17 protein-coding genes are annotated in these 20,340 nt (G+C 72.0%); 5 read left to right on the top strand and 12 right to left on the bottom strand.

All coding sequences use genetic code 11. The features are described 5' to 3' along the window. Positions 1–47 precede the first annotated feature (47 nt). Positions 48–2,381 carry a SpoIIE family protein phosphatase gene (locus tag ACH41F_RS07120; protein WP_398833610.1) on the top strand — a complete coding sequence of 778 codons (2,334 nt, stop codon included), beginning with the start codon at positions 48–50 and terminating at the stop codon, positions 2,379–2,381. A gap of 46 nt (positions 2,382–2,427) precedes the next feature. Here ACH41F_RS07120 and ACH41F_RS07115 read toward each other — a convergent pair whose 3' ends face one another. Then, positions 2,428–2,862 (bottom strand): cupin domain-containing protein, encoded by a 435-nt coding sequence (locus tag ACH41F_RS07115; RefSeq protein WP_391231917.1) that lies wholly within the window; start codon positions 2,860–2,862, stop codon positions 2,428–2,430. Positions 2,863–3,015: 153 nt separating this feature from the next. Next, positions 3,016–3,846: an aldo/keto reductase gene (locus ACH41F_RS07110; protein WP_398833607.1), complete on the bottom strand. Its 831-nt coding sequence runs from the start codon at positions 3,844–3,846 to the stop codon at positions 3,016–3,018. 98 nt (positions 3,847–3,944) lie between these two features. Here ACH41F_RS07110 and ACH41F_RS07105 point away from each other — a divergent pair, with 98 nt between their 5' ends. After that, positions 3,945–5,006 carry a LacI family DNA-binding transcriptional regulator gene (locus ACH41F_RS07105; protein WP_398833670.1) on the top strand — a complete coding sequence of 354 codons (1,062 nt, stop codon included), beginning with the start codon at positions 3,945–3,947 and terminating at the stop codon, positions 5,004–5,006. On the opposite strand, the gene ACH41F_RS07100 is transcribed toward ACH41F_RS07105, so the two are convergent. The 4 genes from ACH41F_RS07100 to ACH41F_RS07085 are packed head-to-tail and all read right to left on the bottom strand — an operon-like array spanning position 4,969 to position 9,575. Continuing rightward, the gene (locus ACH41F_RS07100) at positions 4,969–6,354 is read right to left on the bottom strand and encodes a glycoside hydrolase family 32 protein (protein ID WP_398833605.1); all 1,386 of its coding nucleotides are present in this window, start codon (positions 6,352–6,354) and stop codon (positions 4,969–4,971) included. The genes ACH41F_RS07105 and ACH41F_RS07100 overlap by 38 nt on opposite strands. Then, positions 6,351–7,205, bottom strand: a complete 855-nt coding sequence (locus tag ACH41F_RS07095; protein ID WP_391231920.1) for an ABC transporter permease subunit — start codon at positions 7,203–7,205, stop codon at positions 6,351–6,353. Before ACH41F_RS07095 ends, ACH41F_RS07100 begins: the two co-directional genes overlap by 4 nt. A gap of 16 nt (positions 7,206–7,221) precedes the next feature. After that, entirely contained in the window at positions 7,222–8,169 is a 948-nt protein-coding gene (locus tag ACH41F_RS07090) for an ABC transporter permease subunit (protein ID WP_391231922.1), read from the bottom strand. Then, the gene (locus ACH41F_RS07085; protein WP_398833602.1) at positions 8,166–9,575 is read right to left on the bottom strand and encodes an extracellular solute-binding protein; all 1,410 of its coding nucleotides are present in this window, start codon (positions 9,573–9,575) and stop codon (positions 8,166–8,168) included. The genes ACH41F_RS07090 and ACH41F_RS07085 overlap by 4 nt, the downstream gene beginning before the upstream one ends. A gap of 215 nt (positions 9,576–9,790) precedes the next feature. Here ACH41F_RS07085 and ACH41F_RS07080 point away from each other — a divergent pair, with 215 nt between their 5' ends. Continuing rightward, entirely contained in the window at positions 9,791–11,281 is a 1,491-nt protein-coding gene (locus ACH41F_RS07080) for a GH32 C-terminal domain-containing protein (protein WP_391232342.1), read from the top strand. A 164-nt stretch (positions 11,282–11,445) separates the two neighbouring features. Then, positions 11,446–12,417 (top strand): TauD/TfdA dioxygenase family protein, encoded by a 972-nt coding sequence (locus ACH41F_RS07075; protein ID WP_398833600.1) that lies wholly within the window; start codon positions 11,446–11,448, stop codon positions 12,415–12,417. A gap of 67 nt (positions 12,418–12,484) precedes the next feature. Here ACH41F_RS07075 and ACH41F_RS07070 read toward each other — a convergent pair whose 3' ends face one another. From ACH41F_RS07070 to ACH41F_RS07060, 3 genes are all read right to left on the bottom strand, one after another. Then, a complete protein-coding gene (locus tag ACH41F_RS07070) occupies positions 12,485–13,513 on the bottom strand; it encodes an LLM class flavin-dependent oxidoreductase (protein WP_391231926.1) in 1,029 nt (342 codons plus the stop codon). A gap of 96 nt (positions 13,514–13,609) precedes the next feature. Next, positions 13,610–15,112, bottom strand: coding sequence for a metallophosphoesterase family protein (locus ACH41F_RS07065; protein WP_398833598.1), 1,503 nt, complete (start codon positions 15,110–15,112; stop codon positions 13,610–13,612). A 100-nt stretch (positions 15,113–15,212) separates the two neighbouring features. Next, the gene (locus tag ACH41F_RS07060; protein WP_391231928.1) at positions 15,213–16,091 is read right to left on the bottom strand and encodes an MHYT domain-containing protein; all 879 of its coding nucleotides are present in this window, start codon (positions 16,089–16,091) and stop codon (positions 15,213–15,215) included. 285 nt (positions 16,092–16,376) lie between these two features. Here ACH41F_RS07060 and ACH41F_RS07055 point away from each other — a divergent pair, with 285 nt between their 5' ends. Further along, positions 16,377–16,904, top strand: coding sequence for an FABP family protein (locus ACH41F_RS07055; RefSeq protein WP_398833596.1), 528 nt, complete (start codon positions 16,377–16,379; stop codon positions 16,902–16,904). 342 nt (positions 16,905–17,246) lie between these two features. Here the strand turns inward: ACH41F_RS07055 and ACH41F_RS07050 are convergent, their stop codons facing one another. From ACH41F_RS07050 to ACH41F_RS07040, 3 genes are all read right to left on the bottom strand, one after another. Next, the gene (locus tag ACH41F_RS07050) at positions 17,247–18,026 is read right to left on the bottom strand and encodes an SDR family oxidoreductase (RefSeq protein WP_391231931.1); all 780 of its coding nucleotides are present in this window, start codon (positions 18,024–18,026) and stop codon (positions 17,247–17,249) included. A gap of 96 nt (positions 18,027–18,122) precedes the next feature. Beyond that, a complete protein-coding gene (locus tag ACH41F_RS07045) occupies positions 18,123–19,322 on the bottom strand; it encodes a glycoside hydrolase family 64 protein (RefSeq protein WP_398833593.1) in 1,200 nt (399 codons plus the stop codon). A 209-nt stretch (positions 19,323–19,531) separates the two neighbouring features. After that, the gene (locus ACH41F_RS07040) at positions 19,532–20,287 is read right to left on the bottom strand and encodes a dienelactone hydrolase family protein (protein WP_398833591.1); all 756 of its coding nucleotides are present in this window, start codon (positions 20,285–20,287) and stop codon (positions 19,532–19,534) included. Positions 20,288–20,340: the final 53 nt, after the last annotated feature.

The raw sequence follows: 20,340 nt of genomic DNA, 5'->3' as shown, positions 1-20,340 counted from the left end.
CCGTACCGAGGTTGTTGCGGTGCGGTAATGGGACCATCCTGGACGATATGGAGCATGCCTCCGCCGCGGCGGTCATCGACGTCCACGGCACGGTGACGGGGTGGAGCGACGGTGCCCGGCGACTGACCGGATACCCGGCCGAGGAGGCCGTGGGACTCGCGGCCCGTGAGCTGCTCGCCGAGGACCCGCCGCCCGACGTCGTGGCGGCCCGGACCGGCACCGTCGTCCTGCGGCACCGGGACGGCACCCCGCTCGCCCTCCCGCTGCGGGCGTGCGAGGTGCTGGGCCCGGACGGCTCGCCCGGCGGGTTCGTGATCACCGCGGAGCAGCCCGGCGGGGCGGAGCCGACCCTCGCCGGGCAGGCCTTCCAGCAGGCCTCCATGTCCATGTCGGTCTTCGATCCCGGGCAGCGCTACCTACGGCTCAACAAGGCCGCCTGCCAGGTGATGGGCGTCCCGGAGGAGGCCCTGCTGGGCCGGTTCTTCCCCGAGACCGTGGAGGAGGCCGAGCACAGCCACGGCTTCCACTGGCATCTGCGCCGGGTCGCCGAGACCGGCGAGCCCCTGCGCTACGAGAGCTACACCCGCGCCCCGTCCGGCAGCCGCTACCACGCCTGGAACATCGAGATGTGGCCGGTGCGCAACGGCGTCGACGACGTCGTCGGGGTGGCCCTGGCCGCGTTCGACAGCACCGAGCAGCACTGGGCCCGGCAGCGCCTGGCGCTGCTCAACGAGGCCGCGGACGCCATCGGCACCACCCTCGACGTGGTCCGCACCGCGGAGGAACTGGTCTCGCTGGTGGTCCCGCGGTTCGCCGACTTCACCAGCGTCGACCTCCTCGAATGGGTCCTCGGGAGCGAGGAACCGCCGAGCGCCATGTCCCAGGACGTCGTCCTGCGCCGCGTCGCCCACGGCTCCGCCCACGAGGGCACCCCGGAGGCCGCAGTCCACCTCGGCGCGCTGGACGTCTACCCGCCCTACTCCCCGCCCGCCCGGGCCCTGCGCGAGGGCCGGGCCGTGCTCAGCCGGGCCGGCGAGCCCTCCTTCGACCGCTGGGTGCGCGAACGCAACGCCCGCGCACCCCAGGGACGCTCCTACCGCGAGGGCACCCACTCGATGCTGGCGGTCCCGCTGCGGGCCCGCGGGATCACCCTGGGCGTCGCCGTCGCCGTCCGCATCGGCCCCACCGACCCCTACGTGCCCGACGACGTCGCCCTCGCCGAGGAGCTGGCCAGCCGGGCCGCGGTCTGCGTCGACAACTCCCGCCGATTCGCCCGGGAGCGGACCACCGCGCTGGCCCTCCAGCACAGCCTGCTGCCCCGGGGCCTGCCGGGACAGGCCGCCGTCGAGGTCGCCCACCGCTATCTCCCCTCGGGGTCCCTCGCGGGCATCGGCGGCGACTGGTTCGACGTCATCCCGCTCTCCGGCAGCAGGGTCGCCCTGGTCGTCGGCGACGTCGTCGGACACGGCATCACCTCCTCGGCGACGATGGGCCGCCTGTGCACGGCCGTGCGCACCCTCGCCGACGTGGACCTGCCCCCCGACGAACTCCTCACCCACCTCGACGACCTGGTCACCCACCTGGCGGCCTACGACAGCGACGACGACATCGCGGAACTCGGCGCGACCTGCCTCTACGCCGTCTACGACCCGGTCTCGCGCCGCCTCGCCCTCGCCGCCGCCGGACATCCGCCCGCCGTCCTGGTTCTGCCCGACGGCACCTCCGCGCTCGTCCCCATGAACGCGGGGCCCCCGCTCGGCGTCGGCGGGCTGCCCTTCGAGGCCACCGAGGTGGAGGTGCCCGAGGGCGCCATCGTCGCCCTGTACACCGACGGCCTCATCGAGGACCGCGACCGCGACATCGACCACGCCAGCGGCGAACTGTGCCGCGCGCTCACCGCCCGCGCCAGCAGCCTCGACGCGCTGTGCGACTCGGTCCTCAAGGCCGTGCTGCCGGAGGAGCCGAGCGACGACGTGGCCCTCCTGCTGGCCCGCACCCGCGCGCTCGGCGCGGACCGCGTCGCCACCTGGGACGTGACGCCCGACCCCGTCCACGTGGCCGCCGCCCGACAGGCCGCCACCGAGCAGCTCACCGCGTGGGGCCTGGACGAGGCCGCCTTCGTCACCGAGCTCGTCGTCAGCGAACTGGTCACCAACGCCATCCGCTACGGCGCCCCGCCCGTGCAGCTCAGGCTGATCCGGGACCGCACCCTCATCTGCGAGGTCTCCGACGGCAGTTCGACCTCACCGCACCTGCGCCGCGCCCACGCCTACGACGAAGGAGGGCGTGGTCTGCTGCTGGTTGCCCAGCTCACGCAGCGCTGGGGCAGCCGACAGACCGGTGCCGGCAAGACGATCTGGGCCGAACAGCCGCTGCCCTGAGGCGCCTTGAGATGCCCCGGAGTGCGCTGGCTGCCCGGGGGGCCGATCACTGGAACGGGCACCCCGGGTTGGGCGCGTCCTCGGAGAACGGCGCCCCGTGCGGCAGCACGTACAGCACGTCCAGCACCAGCGGGGTGTCGCCCAGGTTGCGCCCGATGTGCACGTTCCCCGACCCTGCCGGCTCCTGGACGAAGTCGCCCTTGGCGTACACCCCGTCCGACGCGCAGGTGGAGTCGAAGTGGCTGAGCGTGCCCTGCTGGACGAAGGCGTACAGCGGGCCGTCGTGGTAGTGCCAGCCGGTCGCCTGACCCGGCGGGATCGTGATCTCTCTCAGGACGTAGTCCGTCTCACCCACGGTCCGTTGGCTGATGAGCTTCGCGGTGACGCCGGGTCCCGGCGGGGTCGCCTGAGCGGTGCCGCAGGTGAGGACGGTGGCCGCGGCCACCGCCCCGGCGATGCCGACACGGAACGAGGTGCGCATACGGGGCCTCCAGAGGCTTGAGCGGCCGATCGGACGCTTCGGCGGACGATCGAGGACGTGCCGCTGCGAACATAGAGGCACAGCTGGGGAGTTGGAACCGCATTCAACAGATCCGAGGGCCCCGGACGCGCCTCCTGCGGGCTCCGACCCGTCTCAGAACTCCTCGTGCACCTCCGGGTCCCCGCCCCTGCGCCGGTGCGCCCGGTCGCCGACGGCCGCCAGCTGGGCCGGGTCCAGCGTGAAGCCGAAGACGTCCAGGTTCAGGCGCTGCCGTTCCGGGTCCGAGGACTTCGGGATGGGCACCGCGCCGAGCTGCGTGTGCCAGCGCACGATCACCTGCCCCGGTGTCACCCCGTGGGCCTCGGCGACCCCGGCGACGACCGGGTCGTCCAGCAGGTCCGTGCCGGGGGCCAGCGGGCTCCAGCTCTCGGTGCGGATGCCCTTGGCGGTGTGGAAGGCGCGCAGCTCGTCCTGCGGGAACAGGGGGTGCAGCTCGATCTGGTTGACGCTCGGCAGGACGCCGGTCTCCTTCTCCAGCCGCTCGATGTGCTCCACCGTGAAGTTGGAGACGCCGATCGACCGCACCAGGCCCTCCTCGCGCAGCTTGATCATGGCCCGCCAGGAGTCGACATAGCGGTCCACGCGGGGCAGCGGCCAGTGGATGAGGTACAGGTCCACGTAATCCAGGCCGAGGCGGCGGCGGGACTCCTCGAAGGAGGCGAGGGTCTCCTCGTAGCCGTGGTGCCGTCCCGGGAGCTTCGTCGTCACCACGACCTCCTCGCGGGGGACGCCGCTGCGGGTGACGCCGAGGCCCACGCCGACCTCGTTGCCGTAGTTCGTGGCCGTGTCCACCAGGCGGTAGCCCACCTCCAGGGCCCGGGCCACCGCCCGTTCCGCCTCCGCGTCGTCCATGGGCCAGGTGCCCAGGCCGATCGCGGGGAGCCTCGTACCGTCGTTGAGCGTGTGTACCGGGGTGCTGATCACTGCCGGACCTTTCTCCTTGACCGTGTCGTCCTCCCAGCCTCACGGATAGGCTGAGCCGTGATCAAGCGGACGGGCGGGGGATGAGGGCGGCGGACGGCATGGGCGGCACCGAGGAGAAGCAGCGCGCGGGCGGGCGCCCCACGTCGAAGGACGTCGCCCGGCTCGCCGGGGTCTCCCACACCGCGGTCTCCTTCGTGTTCAACGGACGCGCCGAGGGCAACCTCTCGCCCGCCACCCAGGAGCGCATCCGGCAGGCCGCCGCCCAGCTCGGCTACCGGCCCGACCCCGTCGCCCGGGGACTGCGCAGCCGCCGTACGGCCGTGATCGGCCTGGTCACCGACGAGATCGCCTCCTCGCCGTTCGCGGGCCGGCTGCTGCGCGGCGCCATGGACACCGCCTGGGGCAGCGAGCACCTGGTGCTGACCGTCGACTCCGGCGGTGACCGGGCCAAGGAGGACGCGGCGGTCGCCGAGCTCCTCGACCGGCGGGTGGACGGCATCATCTACGCGGCGATGTCCCTGCGCCGGGTGCGGGTCCCCGAGGGCCTGCACCGCACCCATTCGGTCCTCGCCAACTGTGTGCCCGAGGACGACTCGCTGCCCGCCGTCGTCCCCGCCGAGCGCGCCGGCGGCCGCACCGCGGCCCGGCTGCTGCTGGACGAGGGGCACCGCCGGGTCGCCATGGTGGGCGGTCAGGACGACATGGCCTCCGTCGACCGGCTGCGCGGCTTCCGCGACGCCCTGCGCGCCGAGGGCGTCACCGTGCCCAGGGAGTGGGTGGTGCGCAGCGGGGGCGAGATCTCCGGCGGGTACGAGGGCGCGCTGCGCGTCCTCGACGGCGTCCCCGCCGACCGGCGCCCCACCGGGATCTTCTGCTACAACGACCGGGTCGCGGCAGGCGTCCTGCACGCCGCGACCCGGCTCGGCCTCGCCGTCCCACAGGATCTGTCGGTGGTCGGCTACGACGACCAGGAGCACATGGCCGCCTACCTCACCCCGGCCCTCACCACGGTCGCGCTGCCGCACCGGGCGATGGGCGAGGCCGCCGCCCGGCTCGTCCTCGACTCGATCGACACCGGCCGGACGCCGTCCGCGACGGTACGGCGCCTGGCCTGCCAGGTGATCACTCGTGCGTCGGTGGGACCAGCTCCCAGCCGGTGACCGCGGCCCCGGCCCCGGTGACGAGGAGTTCGGGCACGTCGTCGGGGAGCGGGTAGACCCGCTCGGTGACCGTGGCCCGGTCGCCGACGAACAGCTCCAGGAGTGAACCGTCCACGAGGATCCGCACCTCGTCGGCCGGTGCCCGGACCACGATCGGCGCCGACCCGTCGGGCCGTGCGCGCGTCCAGGCGGTCCGGTCGAGCGTGACCGTGCCCGCCCCCGGGTCGAGCAGGACGGTCAGTGCGGCGCCGGAGGCGGACCGCAGCAGACTCACCGTGGTACGGCCGGCCGCGGTGACGGTCAGGTCGTACGCCGACGGCAGCGGGGTTGGCCCGCCCGGCGCCGTGACGAACGGTTCGGCCGCCCGCAGCAGCGCGAGTTCCGGAGCCGGTACGACGCGCAGGGCACCGTCGGGATGGACGTCCACCACCCGTGGCGCCGTCAGGACACCGGCCCACCCGGCGCGGTCCACCTCGTCCTGCTCCCGGGCCTCCCACGACCAGCCCCACATGAGCGCCCGGTCGGGCTCCTGGAGGACCGCGGGCGCGTAGAAGTCGCGGCCCTGGTCCAGGCGCCCGGCGGCACGGGCCTCGAAGCGCAACCCGGCTTCCCCGCAAGGTTGGAGACGGCCCGTCAGATAACCGGTGGAGCACGGGTCCCCGTCCCACAGCGACACCGCCAGCACCCACTCGCCGCTCGCCGTCGTGTACAGCTGCGGGCACTCCCAGCCGACCGCCTTGTCCCCGAACGCGTCGACCGCGACTGGGTCGTTGCCGTCCAGCACCACCCCGGCGAACCGCCAGTCGGTCAGGTCCTCGCAGTCGTAGACGAGCACCGAGGGGGTGCCGTCGGCGTGGCCCGCGCCGACCAGGGCCCAACGGCGGCCGGCGGCGCGGAAGACGAACGGGTCGCGGAACATCACCACGTCCAGTCCGGCGGGCGGGCCGGTCACGACGGGGGCGGGCAACGGCCGCCAGTCGGTCAGCGTCTCGTCCTCCGGCACCAGGGCACGTGCCAGGCAGATGGAGCCGACGCCGGTGTGATGACGGTCGACGCCGGTGTAGACGGCGGTCGGCACGCCGTCGTCGTCGACCACGCACCCTGACCAGCAGCCCGCCTCGTCGGGACCGCCCGGGGTCGGGGCGAGCGCGATCGGATGGTGTTCCCAGTGCGCGAGGTCGGGGCTGGAGACATGGCCCCAGTGGACGTTCGCGTGGACCGGTGCCTCTGGGTTGTGCTGGAAGAACAGGTGATAGCGGTTCCGCCAACGGAACGGCCCGTTCGGGTCGTTGAGCCAGTTCGCGGGCGGACGGACCCGGAACCGGGGGGCGTTGGGCGTGTGGCTCAACGGTTGACTCCTGCGGAGGTGATGCCCTCGCGAAGAGGGCGCTGGCCGACGAGGAACACGGCGACGGCGGGGAGCATGGAGAGCACGACACCGGCCAGCACCACCGAGATGGAGCCGGTGCCGAGGTTGCCCTGGAGCGAGACCAGGCCCAGCGGCAGGGTGTAGTTCTGGCCCGAGGTCTCCAGGATCAGCGGCCGGAAGAACTCGTTCCAGTGGTAGTTGAAGGCCAGCACGCCGACGATCGCGAGGCCGGGCGCGGCCAGCGGCGCGTACACCGACCGGAAGGTCCGCCAGGGCCCGCAGCCGTCCAGCATCGCCGCCTCACCCAGGTCCTTGGGCATGCCGAGGAAGTACTGGCGCATCAGGAAGGTGCCGAACGCGGTCGGGAAGGCCGGGATGATCAGACCGAGCAGGGTGTCGGTCAGACTCATCGACTTGAGGACCAGGAACACCGGCACGATGGTGACCTGCAACGGCACCATCATGGTCGCCAGCACCAGGCCGAACAGCGGCTTCTTGAACCGGAACTCCAGGCGCGCGAAGGCGTAGCCCGCGAGACCGGCGGTGATCATCTGGCCGACGGCGATCAGCGCGGTCACCAGCGTGGAGTTGAGGGCCAGCAGCCAGACGTCGATCTGGTCGAACACCCCCCGGTAGGACTCGGCCGTGGGGTTCGTCGGGATGATCCTCGGGGGCAGGTCGAAGGACTCGGCCGGGGTGCGCAGGGAGGTGGAGACGGTCCAGATGACCGGGCCGAGGGTCAGCAGCGCGCACACCGCGAGGGCGGTGATCCGGGCCCAGGGCGCCAGGGAGTGGCGGGCTCGGCTCAGGTTCAGGGTCGCTTGGCTCATAGGGGGCTCACCCGGCTCACTGGTAGTGGACGAAACGCCGGCTGAGCCGGAACTGGAGGGCGGTGACGGCCATGATCAGCACGAACAGCAGCACGCCCACCGCGGAGGCCTCACCGAAGCGGAGCTGCTCGAAGGCGCTCTCGTAGATCACCATCACCACGGTCCGGGTGGCGTCCCCCGGCCCGCCGTTGGTGAGGACGTAGGGCTGCTCGAAGACCTGGAGCGCGTTGATGATCCCGACGACCGAGGCGACCAGCAGGGTCGGTGACAACAGCGGCAGGGTGATGTTCAGGTGCTTGCGCAGACCGGTGGCGCCGTCGAGCGAGGAGGCCTCGTGGATCTCCTTGGGGATGTTGTTCAGACCGCCGACGAACAGCAGGAACGAGAAGCCGAACTGCTGCCAGACGTAGACCAGGACGACCGTCGCCATCGCGGCGTTCTCGGAGGTCAGCCACGGCACGGGGGCGATCCCGACCGTGCCGAGCAGCCAGTTCACCACCCCGAAGTCCTGGTTGAACAGGTACTTCATCACCACCGAGATGGACGCGGCGGACAGCACCAGCGGGAAGAAGAACGCCGAGCGGAACACCGACCGCAGCCACACCGGCATCCGCCCGTTGACCGCGAGGGCCAGCACCAGGGCGATCAGCAGTTGGAGCGCGACGGCGAGCACCATGAACAGCAGCGTGTTGCGGAAGGAGACCAGCACGGTCGAATCCCCGAACACCTCACGGTAGTTGGCGGCCCCGGCGAAGCTCGGGTCGTCGATGACGTTCCAGTGGAAGAGGCTCAGCACCACCGAGCCGACGATCGGCACCACCGTGAAGACGACGATGCCGACGATCGTGGGTGCCAGGAAGAGGGCGGCCAGCAGCCGGGTTCCGCGGTCACGGGCCGCAGGCCGCGCGGGGACCGAGGGCGGCGCGAACGTCTTCGCGAGTGCCGGGATCTGAGTGTCCGTCATACCTCACGCTCCATGGCCTTCTCCAGGTCGACCTGCATCCGCCGCAGCGCGGGGGCCACCGCGCGCCGGGACGACAGCGCGGTGCCGGTGTGCTTGAGCAGCACCTGCTCGACCTCGGCCACCTGCGGCGGGGCGGGGATCGGCCCGGTGTCGGGGAACGCGTCGAGGGTGTCGTAGAAGACCCGCCAGTGGCGCGGGCCGATCTCCCGGTAGCGGTCGGCGGTGAGCATCGAACGGCGGGCCGGGGTGGTCTGGTTGGTCCGGAACAGCCGCATCAGGGTGTCCCGGCGGGCGGCGTACTTGATGAACTCCCAGGCCTCGTCCTGCCGTGTGGAGGTACGCAGCAGCGCGTAGCCCGCGGCGCCGAACTGCATGCGCTGGGTGCGCCAGCGCGGGAAGTACTGCACGTCGAAACTGTCGGTGTCCATGCCGGCCAGATGCAGACCGCCGGCCCAGAAGCCGCCGGCGGGTGTGACGCCGACCCGGCCGGTGGAGAACACGCCGATCAGGTTCTGGCCGTTGCCGCCCTCGGGGCGGGTGCACAGGTCCTCCTGGATGAGGGAGGCGAGATAGTCGTACGCCTCCTCCACCCGCTCATGGGTGGCCTGCGGGGTGGTCCACCGGAACCCGCCGCCGCGCCCCTGCCGCTGGGCGGCCGGGTAGAAGGAGTCCCACAGCCACCTGCCGCCGGGCGCCTTGGACTCGGCGAGGAGGTTGGTGTCGTTGGCGAACAGCCACGGCACCACGCCGCCCCAGAGGCGGTTGGTCCAGAAGTACGGCGTGAACTGCGAGCCGCTGGACCTCTTCATGTCCCGCAGGAGGGCGGTGAAGTCGTCCCGGGTCCAGTCGGCCGCCGGGAAGCCCGCGCCCGCCCGCTCGAGGACCTGGTCGTTGAGGTACATGTCGGCCGCGTTGAACTCGACCGGCAGCTGGTAGAGGCTCCCCTCGTACATCATCGACTCCACCAGCGAGGGATGGACGTCGGCGAAGTACTCGCGCAGCTCCTCGGCGTCCCGCTTCACCCAGTGGTCCAGCGGGACCCCGAGGCGCTGCGCGAACAACTGGACGCCCTCGGTGGCGACGTACACCAGGTCGGGGGCCGTGCCCGCCGCGATCTGGGTGAGGATCTTCGCGAAGAAGTCGGACCAGTCGACGGCCTGTACGGCGTTGATCCGCAGCTTGATGTCGGGGTGGAGCTCCTTGAAGCCCTCGGTGAGGGTGCGTACGGCCTCCGGGCCGTAGGCGGGGCCGAGCGTGGCGACGACGAGCGAGCCGTCGTCTCGGCCGGGGATGTCGGCTCCGGTGAGCCGTTCCCAGCTGGCGGCGGTGCCGGCGAGGGCGGCTGCGCCCGCGCCGTAGGCGCCGTACCGCAGCAGGGTGCGGCGGGTGAGGTGCGAGTGGGTCATCCAAGCGCCTAACTCGTGTTAGTCCAGCCTTGACGCCCCAGATGATGGGAAACGCGGGATGTCCGTGTCAAGAGTCGTGCACCCCTTGACCTTTAACGAGTTAGGTCCCACGATCCTGGACCCATGAGCCGCAGTACTCACGAGAGGGGCGTCGCGTGACGCACGGGGTGACCAGAAGAGCGTTGCTGGCCGGGGCTGCCGTCGGGACAGCGGCCGTGGCGGTGCCGGCGGGACCGGCCTCGGCACGGCCGGGGCGTCCGGCGCGGGCGGGCGCGAGCTACCGCGCCGGGTACCACCTCACCGTCCCCGACGGCTGGAAGAACGACCCGCAGCGGCCGGTCTGGATAGACGGCGAGTACCACTACTACTACCTGTACAACGCGGACTACCTCACCGGAGCCGTGGGCACGGCCTGGCGCCTGGCCACCAGCACCGACCTGGTCTCCTTCACCGACCGAGGGGTCGCCGTCCCGAAGGACACCACCCCCAACGGCGATGTCTGGTCGGGCTGCGCGGTGGTGGACACCGAGGGCACGGCGGGCTTCGGCGCGGGCGCGGTCGTGGTGCTCGCGACCATGGCGCCCGGCGACGGCCCCACCTCCCAGGCGCAGTACCTGTACTACTCCACCGACGGCGGCCGCACCTTCCGCGACCACGGCACCGAACCGGTGCTGCCCAACCCCGGTGTGCGCGACTTCCGTGACCCCAAGGTGATCCGCGACGAGGAGCGCGACCGGTGGGTCATGGCCCTCGCCGAAGGCACCAAGGTCGGCTTCTACCACTCCACGGACCTCAAGCGCTGGACCTACGCCGGCGGCTTCTTCAAAGAGGGGATCGGGACCCTGGAGTGCCCGGACCTGTTCCGCATCACGGCGACCGACGGCACGCGGACCTGGGTGCTGGGCGTGAGCGCGAACGGCAAGGGAGCCGGCCTGCCCAACACCTACGCCTACTGGACCGGCTCCTTCGACGGCGCCTCCTTCACCGCCGACACCGCCGACCCGCAGTGGCTGGACCACGGCTTCGACTGGTACGGCGCCGTCACCTTCGACAAGCACCGTGCCGACGGCTCCGTCGACCCCGGCACCCGGTACGCGATCGGCTGGCTGAACAACTGGGACTACGCCCACTTCACGCCGACGATCGACGGCGACGGCTTCAACGGCACCGACTCCGTCGTCCGCGAGATCGTCCTGCAGCGGGCCGCCTCCGGAACGCTGTACCTTGCCTCCCGGCCGGTCACCGCCCTGGACGACCACGTCTCCCGCACCGTCGACCTCGGCGACCTGGAGGTCGACGGCACCCGCGTCCTGGACTACCACGGCACCGCCTACGAACTGACCTGCACGATCACCTGGGAGCAACTCACCGGGGCCGGTGTGCAGGTGCGCCGCTCGGCGGACGGGAACCGGCACATCGACGCCGGCGTCTACCGCGACTTCGCCTTCGTCAACCGGCGCGGCGCCGCGAACCCGGACGGCTCGGGCCGATGGCAGGAGAGCCACACGCCCTTCGACCCGGCCGCGCGCCGGGTCCGGCTGCGGATCCTGGTCGACCGTACGTCGGTGGAGACGTTCGTGGACGACGGCCGTTACGTGCACTCCCTGGCCGCGTTCCCGTACCTGGCCGACACCGGGCTGGCGCTGTTCACGATCGACGGCAGGGCGGTGTTCCGGGACGTCGTGCTACGGGAGTTCACCATGTGACCGCGGAACCCGCCCCGACGGCAGGGGAGTCGGGGTGGTCGGTCGTGCGAGCGCGGTCGCTCTGCCGCGGCTCTGGTGGAGGCCGCCCCGGTGGCGCTGTCGCCAGGAGCCGGGATCGCTGTCACGATCTTCGTGGAGAACGGCGGACGACCAACGGAGCACGGATGAGCACGCACACGGGTACGGCGCAGGCGGAGCACCTCCCGGGGATCGAGGTGAGACCTGTCGCCGGGCACATCGGGGCGGAGATCACGGGCGTCGACCTGGCTGGGGAGCTCGACGACGCCGTGGTCGCCGCGATCCGGTCGGCGGTGCTGCGCTGGAAGGTGGTGTTCTTCCGGGAGCAGCGGCTGGACCACGCCGGGCACGTGGCGTTCGCGCGCCGGTTCGGCACCCCGGTGGTGCTGCGCAAGCGGGGCGGCGCCTCGCCGCCGGACTTCCCCGAGGTGGAGACGACCGCCGACCGGCTGGAGCTGGGCGGCAGGTTCGGGATGGAGCACGACGAGTGGCTCCGGCGCCGCCGGCACACCCTGCTGCGCGGCTGGCACTGCGACCACGGCGCCCGCGTCGACCCGCCGGCCGCCACGATCCTGCGAGCCGAGACCGTCCCGCCGTACGGCGGCGACACCACCTGGTCCAACCTGGCCGCCGCGTACGCCGGACTCTCCGCGCCGGTGCGGGAGTTCGTGGCAGGACTGCGGGCGGAGCACCGGCTCGGGGTCGGCTACCAGCCCCGCCCCGGCGACGACGCCTACGTCCGGCACCTGCTGGACCACCAGGTCGCCTCGCTGCACCCGCTGGTACGCGTCCACCCGGAGACGGGTGAGCGGATCCTCTACGTCAACGGCTACTACGTCGAGCAGATCGCCGGCCTCTCCCGCCCCGAGAGCACGGCGATCCTGGACATGCTTTTGGAGCAGGCGGTGCGGCCCGAGTACACGGTCCGCTTCCGCTGGGAGCCCGGCAGCGTCGCCTTCTGGGACAACCGCGCCACCATCCACCTGGCCCCGAGCGACAACGCCCACCTCGACTTCCCCCGGACCATGCACCGGGTCATGCTCACCGGCGACGTCCCGGTCGGTGTGGACGGCAGGCCGTCGGAGCCCGTGGTCGGCACGGAGGTGGGACGCTGGTGAGGCGGGGCCGACCCGCCCCTGCGCCCGCGACTCGGTGACCGGCGGTGCCGCACCCGCCGCCCGTTCCTCAGGCGGACGGCTGCCGGCCCAGGGCCGGGCCCAGCTTCGTCGCCATGTCGGTCAGGATCTGCACGTAGTCCTCGTGCTCGAAGGTGAACGGCAGCGCGAAGGCCACCTCGTCCACCTCGCGGAACGCGGCGTGTGCGTGCAGCCGCTCGGCGATCTCCGCCGAGGTGCCGACGAGGTCGGGGGCGAACATCAGCCGGGCCGGCCCCTGCGGGGACGCGGTACGAGGGGTGCGCTGGGCGGCGTACTCCTCGTACCGGGCCCGCTGTGCGGGGGTGGCCGAGTCGGTGGGGATGACGACGAGGCCCTGGGAGACGCGGGCGGCCTCGCCCTCGGGGTGGGCGGCGCGGAAGGCGCGGATGTGGGAGAGCTGGATCTCGGCGAAGTCGGTGGTCACGTCCGGGTTCTCGGCCTTGACGACACTGCTGGTCAGGAAGTTCATGCCGTGCTCGCCCGCCCAGCGCGCCGAGCTCAGGCTGCCGCCGCCGTACCACATCCGCCCGCCCAGGCCGGGGGAGTGGGGCTGCACCCGGTCCGAGAACACCTCGAAGCCCTCGACGCCGCTGAAGTCCGTGGCCGGCTTGCCGCGCACGAGGTCGAGCAGCCGCCGCACCCGCTCGTAGGAGAAGTCCTCGGCGTCGGCGGTGTCCGGGTACAGCGCGCCCTTGACCTGGTCGTAGTGCATCGGCGGGCCCACGCTCACGCCCGCGTTGACCCGGCCGCCCGAGAGGATGTCCACCGTCGCCAGGTCCTCGGCCAGGCGCAGCGGGTTCTCCCAGCCGAGCGGGATGACCGCGGTGCCGAGCTCGATGCGGCTGGTGCGCTGGGAGGCCGCGGCCATGACCGCGACCGGGGAGGAGATGCCGTACTGCAGGTGCCGGTGGCGCAGCCAGGCGCTGTCGAAGCCGAGCCGTTCGCCCAGCTCGATGATCTCCAGGGTGGACTCGTGTCCGCGGCCCGGGTCCGCCTCGTCGAAGAGGCCGATGGTGAGGAAACCCAGCTTGCGCAACGGGCGAGGGGTGGGGGGCACCGGCTCCTCCAGGTGAGCACCGATCGACGTCGTACGGCAGTGGCAACCCGATCGCGGTCCGTGGTGTTCCCGGGCCGCCGCGAACGGGACGCCGTCTCAGACCAGGGGGATCGTGACCTCGTCCTCGACCGGCGGGTCCAGCTCCTGCGCGCGGTTGCCGGTGGCCGCGTGACAGCGCAGCCGGATCGACTCCGGGGTGACGTCCAGGCGCAGGAAGCACTTGAAGAACGGCGGGCTGTACGTGGCCGAGCTCGGAGAGAAGAGCTGCGTGTAGATCTTGCGCACCGGGAGCCGGAACCGTGAGGTGCGGTCGGGTCGGCCGCCGGCGCCCAGGAGACTGGCGACCACACGCGTGCGGAACGTGACGCGTGCCGGCGCGCCCGGGGTGCGGGTCCGTGGGATGCCGAGGCGCTCGGCGATGACCGCCGCGGCCTGCGCCTCGGTGAGGGTGAAGAAACGACGCAGCCGCAGCCGGCGCCCGTAGAGCGTGCTGTAGAAGGCGAGGGAGTCGCCGCGCAGCGGGTAGCAGCGGAAGTCCCGCTCCGTGACGTTTGCGACCGAGACGCGCGGGATGGTGTGGGTGGCGTGCATGAAGGCCCCGCCGCCGCCCGAGACGACGTAGTGGATGGTGCGGCCGTCCACGTCGACCGGATAGCGCTGGTAGTTGTGGATGTCGCCGCCTATCGCCGCGACGTAGTGGTGCTCGGGGGCGCGGACGATGTCGTCGACGGTGCCGCCGCCCTCGATGGGACAGGGGTGGTGCTCGCCGTCGACGTACAGGGGCGATCCGGTGATGAGGATCTTCGGTCGCGGTCCCTGTGACACCTCGCGCAGCCACGCGCCCTGTTCGGCGTCGACCGTCCCCAGGAGGCCGGTGTCGATGCCTATGATCCGCACCGGTCCGGCGTCGATGGCCCAGTACGGGCCGGGTTGGGCGGCCTGTTGGTCCGGGGCGGAACGCAACCGCCGTGCCGCGTCGAGGCGTTGGCCGTCACGCGGGCTCGGCCGGTGCCACAGCAGGGAGCGCAGCCAGGCCCGGCCGAGCGGGCGGGGTCGCGGCTCGGGAGGCAGTGGCGGGGTGTCGTCGCAGAAGACGCGCATGAAGGCGCCGAGGTCCTCGTACCAGTCGTGGTTGCCCGGTATCGCGTAGATGGGCGCCCGGTAGTCCTGGTAGGGGCGGAAGAACTTGGTGTCGTAGTCGTCGGCGCTGCCGACCGGGTAGATCACGTCGCTGGCGAGGACCGCGAAGCGGGTGTCCTGACCAACCTTCAGAAAGCCCGGCACGACGGCGTACTGGGGTGCGTCGCCCTCGCCGGTGTCACCGATCACCATGAAGGAGAAGCGGTCCGGGTCGTCCCGCCGGATCACCTTGTCGGCGGGTGCGCCGGCCGCCGCTCGCTGCGCCACCCAGCGGGCGCGGGTCCGACCCGTGGGGTCCCCGAACCAGGAGGCGAGTACGCCGTTGCGGGCGGCCCACAGGGTCCTGGGGGCGAGCCAGGAGAGCTTGTGGACCGTGGACGGCATCAACCGCCGGTACGCGCCGCGTTCTGCGGCGCCCCAGCCGGCGCCCTCGGGGGTATCGCGTGAGGAGTCAGACACCGGTGCACCGTAACAACGCGCTGGTGGAGGTGGTACGGGGGGAGGGGGCCGCAACTCGTGTACGTGGCCTGGGCGCAGGGTCGTCGACGGTCGGGTCCGGTCACCAGTCGCCGGGGTGCTGCCGGGCGTGCGCAGGTGTCGCGGAGGCGTCGAAGACCGAGCTGTGGCGCGGTGCGGGCGACTCCTCGACGGGGGCGGTGCGGCGGCGCGAGGCGGTGCGGTTCTCGTGGCCGTCGCCGTCGCTTTCGCCGAGCACGAGCAGCGGGTCGAACATCACGACCACACCGGCCAGGACCAGGAAGATGATCGGCCCCAGCAGCATAGGCAGGAGCAGCGAGGAGGCCGAGTCGCCGGCCCAGGTGCCTCCGGTGGTGCCGTGCACATGGACACTGACGGCGGCCATCCCCGTGTAGTGCATGCCGGAGACGGCCACGCCCATGACCAGACTGGCGCCGAGGCTCGCCAGGAAGCCGCGGATGGTGACGGCCGCCCACAGGGCCGCGGTGGCGGCGACGATCGCGATCAGGATGGACAGGGCGACGGTGAACGGGTCATAGCGGATGGCGCCGTTGAGGCGCATCGCGTACATGCCCAGGTAGTGCATGGCGGCCACGCCGAGTCCGGTGACGACGCCGGCCAGGGCCAGGTTGCCGGTGGTGGCGCCACGGTAGCCGACGATGAAGACGCCGACGCCGACCACGACGACCGCCACGGCGAGGCTGAGGAGCGTGAGGCCCGCGTCGTAGCGGATCCGGGTCTCCTCGACCTGGAAGCCGATCATGGCGATGAAGTGCATGGTCCAGATGCCGCAGCCGATGGACGCGGCGCCGAGCGCCAGCCAACCGGGCTTCCACGACTGGTCGTTGAGCAGGGACCGGACGATGCAGCGCAGCCCCAGCGCCCCTCCCAGGCAGGCCATGAGATAGGCCGCCACCGGCGTCACGGCGCCGTAGCGGAACCCGTCAACGGTGCCGTCCATAAGCCAACTCCCCCCAGAGTCACGGCTGCTGATGGAGCAGGTCTACGGGTAATGACCGGGTAAAGCAAGCGCCTACCGGCGGTAACCAGCTAACTCTGAACCGTCATGGCTTCACTTTCGTCCCGAATCGAAAAGATTCAGCCATAAACCACTTGAGGACTCGCCAAGGGGCCGGCGACGGCACGGCGGGTAAGGACGCACCCGGGTTTCGGCGTGCGGTCCGCGGCGCCGCGGGGCGTGCCCCCTAGGCTCGCTCCCGGTACCCCGACGACCCGAGGAGCGCGCATGGAAGTCCCGTACCCCGATGGTCCGGAGCCCGGCGAAGGTCCTGTTCCGCACGCGCTGCTCGGGCCCGTCGCTTGGCTGCTGGGCGCGTGGCACGGGCGGGGGCAGGGCGAGTATCCGACGCTTGCCGAAGGCTTCACGTACGCGCAGGACGTCAGCTTCCGTCATGACGGGCGGCCCTTCCTCCGGTACGAGGCCCGGGCCTGGCTGATCGACGCCGAGGGCGTGCCGTTGCGGCCCGCCGCGCGGGAGAGCGGCTGGTGGCGACTTCAGCCGGACGGCCGGGTGGAGGCGCTGATCACCCAGCCGACCGGCATCGCGGAGATCGCGGTCGGGCATGCGGCGGACGGCGCCGTAGAGCTGTCCACCCACGACGTGGCCCTCACCCCCACCGCCAAGGACGTCACCGCCACCCGCCGCCGCTACACCCTGACCGACGACGACACACTCACTTTCGTCCACGACCTCGCGGCGGTCGGCCAGCCCCTCCCACACCATCTGTCGGCCACCTTGCGACGGACGCGATAGCCTCACCGCCGTTCGTGTGACCTGCACAGCCGAAGAACCGGATAGCAGCAAACCGGCGGACGGCGCCCCTGAACGCCGGGCACGACAACGCCCCAAGGGGCGCGGGGAACTGCGCGACCAGCCACGACGGCGCCGCAGCCGAAACACGACCCCGCGGCCGGCCGCAGACCTAGCCGCACCCGCCGGACGGGCGCTCCGCGCCCAAGGGGCGCGGGGAACTGCGCGACCAGCCCCCACGGCGCCGCAGCCGCAACGTGACCCCGCACGATCCCGTTGCCGGCCGCAGGCCCAACCGCACCCGCCGGACGGGTACTCCGCGCCCGAGGGGCGCCCCGCGCGGACTCAGTGCACCGACAGCCCGCCGTCGACGAACAGCGACTGCCCGGTGACGTACGCGGACGCGCCACTCGCCAGGAACACCGCCGCACCCGCGAAGTCCTCGGCCAGACCGTTGCGCCCGACCATCGTGCGCGCGGCCAGCTCCGCCACCTTCTCGGGGTCGGAGGCCAGGCGCGCGTTGAGCGGTGTCAGCACGAAACCCGGCACGAGCGTGTTGCAGGTGACGCCGTACGGCGACCAGGCCTCGGCCTGCGAGCGGGCCAGCGACTCCAGCGCGCCCTTGGACACGCCGTAGGCGCCGCTCTGGACGAACGCCCGGTGTGCCTGCTGGGAGGTGACGTGGATGATCCGCCCGAAGCCCCGCTCGGCCATGCCGGGCCCGAACCGCTGACCCAGCAGGAACGGCGCCTCCAGGTTCACCGCCATGGTGGTGTCCCAGACGTCCTCGCCCAGTTCCCCCATCGGCGGCCGCAGATTGATCCCGGCGCAGTTCACGAGGATGTCGGGCTCACCGAACGCCTCCACCGCCCGCTCCGCCGCCGCGCGCACCCCCGCGCGGGTGCTCAGATCGCCGCTCACCCAGGCGGCCCGGCCGCCCTCCGCGGTCAACTCGTCCACGGTCGCGGCCAGTTCGGCCTCCCTGCGGGCGACGACCACGACGCTCGCCCCCGCGCGGGCCAGCGCTCCGGCGATCGCCCGTCCGATGCCGGAGCTGCCACCGGTCACCAGCGCGACCCGGCCGTCGAGGGAGAACAGTGCGGAGAGGTACGTCTGCGAGCTCATGCCCCGCACCCTAAAGCCCCGCACGCCACAGGCCCCGCGCCCTGGGCGCCGTGATCGATGCGAGCGGGCGTCCGAGGTGCGGGGCGAAGGGCGCGGTCAGCTGAACGGGTCGAGCGTGAGATACGCCTGCTGCGGATTCCCGTCGTGCACCAGCGACTCGTGGTGCCCGACGTCGTCGAACGCGAACGCGTACGCCTTGCCGTCGGCCATCTGTGCGTGGATGAGCCGGGCGTAGTGGTTGGTCACCGCGTCCTTGTAGAAGCCCGCCGACGACGTGTCCGGCTGGTTGGGGTTGGTCAGGAGCGTGGAACGGTTGAAGCCCGCGCACAGGGTGCGGGAGATCGGGCCGCGCACCAGGTCGTTGGGGGCGTCGAGGAGCCGGTGGCAGCCGAAGACGCTGCTCGCGTCCGGCTTCTGGAAGCTGGTGACGGTCGCGCCGGAGGAGTTGGTGAAGTTCATGACCCCGCCGGAGACCCGGCCGTAGTACCTGGTGCCGGGCTGGTCGGCGAACGGCGTCACGGTGAGCGTGGTCGTGGCGTACTTCTGCCAGACGCGGTTGATGTAGTCGTCCAGGACGGAGGCCGGCAGCGCCCCGGTCTCCAGCCCGTACGCCGGGGACAGGGCGCGCAGCACCGTGCCGTCCGGTCGGGTCTGGATCAGGCCGCCCCAGCCGCCCGACTGTCCGCGCAGACCGTTGAACACGGCGTTGTAGCCACCGGACTTGAGGTGTCCGGTGTTGGCGACACTGCCGTCGGCACGCTGGACGCCCACCGCGTAGGGGGCCGAGAACATGTCGACCTGGGTGCTGTTGAGCCACAGGCCCGAGTCGTTGAGCGTGTACTCCGACCAGTTGAACAGGATGTTGCGGTTCGGGTCGCTCGGGTTCTGCACGGCGGGCTGCACCAGGCCGCCGGTCGTCAGCCGGAACACCAGCTTCTGGCCGTACGAGAAGTAGATGCGGCTGGAGAACTTCGGGATCCGGATCGTCGTGGACTGGCCCGCGGCCGGGCCGGGGATGGAGGCGTCCGGGGCCGGGGTGGGCGGGTTGCCGCCCGCGGGCCAGGCGTGGAAGGTGCCGCTGGCGTCGGCCCAGCCCTGCTGGCCGGTGGCGAGATTGGTGCCGAGGTTGTAGACGTAGACCGCGTCCGCGCGGCCGGAGTTGTTGGTCAGCTTCAGGGGGATCGTGGCGGGCACCGCGCCGCTCGCGGGAGACGGCGTCGCGAGTGTGAGCAGTGCGCCGAGCAGGGCCGACGCCCCGGCGGCGGCCAGGAGTTGGCGTTTGAGTCGTGCGAGCACGCTCCACCTCCGTGGGGGGAAGCAGGGAGTTGGGGAGTAGGGGAGCTGGGGAGTAGGGGGAAGATTGGTCCGTACCAGTTCTGAGAGCGCTCTCAGGGTTGCGCCACGACGGGGGCATGTCAATGCTGTGCGCAGAACTGAGGGCGGCGCCCACGGAGTTCCGCGGGCGCCGCCCGGTGGTTCACAAAACGCGCTTCAGAACGTCCGCGTCAGAACGTCCGCTTCAGCAGATCCAGCAGCGCCGCCCAGTGCCGCTCGTCGCCCTCGCGGTGGTACGCGGCGGTGTCGGCCTGGGTGAAGCCGTGGTGCGCGCCCGGGTAGACCTCGCAGCGGTGCCGTACGCCCGCCTCGGTCAGGGTGTCCTCCAGGAGCCGGATCTGCTCGGGGGGCAGCGAGGGGTCCTCGTCGGCGTGGCCGAAGTACAGCTCGGCGGTGACGTGTTCGGCCACCCGGTGCGGACTGTCCGGGGCGTCGGTCGCCAGGCGCCCGCCGTGGAAGCCGGCCGCGGCGGCGACCCGGTCCGGGTACGTGCCCGCGGTGAGCAGGGAGAGCCGGGCGCCCATGCAGTAACCCGTCAGTCCCACCGGTCCGTCGGTCACGAGCGGGCTCCCGGCCAGCCAGGCGAGACAGGCCCCCGCGTCACGCATCGCGAGTTCGGGGGTGAGCGACTGCATGACCGGGACGATCGCGTCCCACAGGTCGGGCCGGGTGTCGGTGTCGATGAACTCGGGCAGCTCGAAGACCGGCGCGCGTCCGTGGCGGTAGAAGAGGTTGGGCACCAGGACGGTGTAACCGGCCCCGGCGAGCCGGTCGGCCATCGACCTCAGATGCGGGCGCAGCCCGAAGGCGTCCTGGTAGAGGAGGACGCCCGGGCGGGGGAGCCCGTCACCGGGGTGGGCGAGGTAGGCGTCGGCGACGCCGTCCTCGGTGGGGATGTCCACGGCCGTGCCCTGTGCGGAGGTCATGGGGGTGCCTCTCTGTGCGGTAGACGGCGATCGTTCGCCGGCCCGGGGAGCGC

Origin of the sequence: Streptomyces sp. NPDC020489 (assembly GCF_044386545.1) — a bacterium.
GTDB lineage: Bacteria > Actinomycetota > Actinomycetes > Streptomycetales > Streptomycetaceae > Streptomyces.
This window is presented reverse-complemented; position numbering and strand designations above follow the sequence as displayed.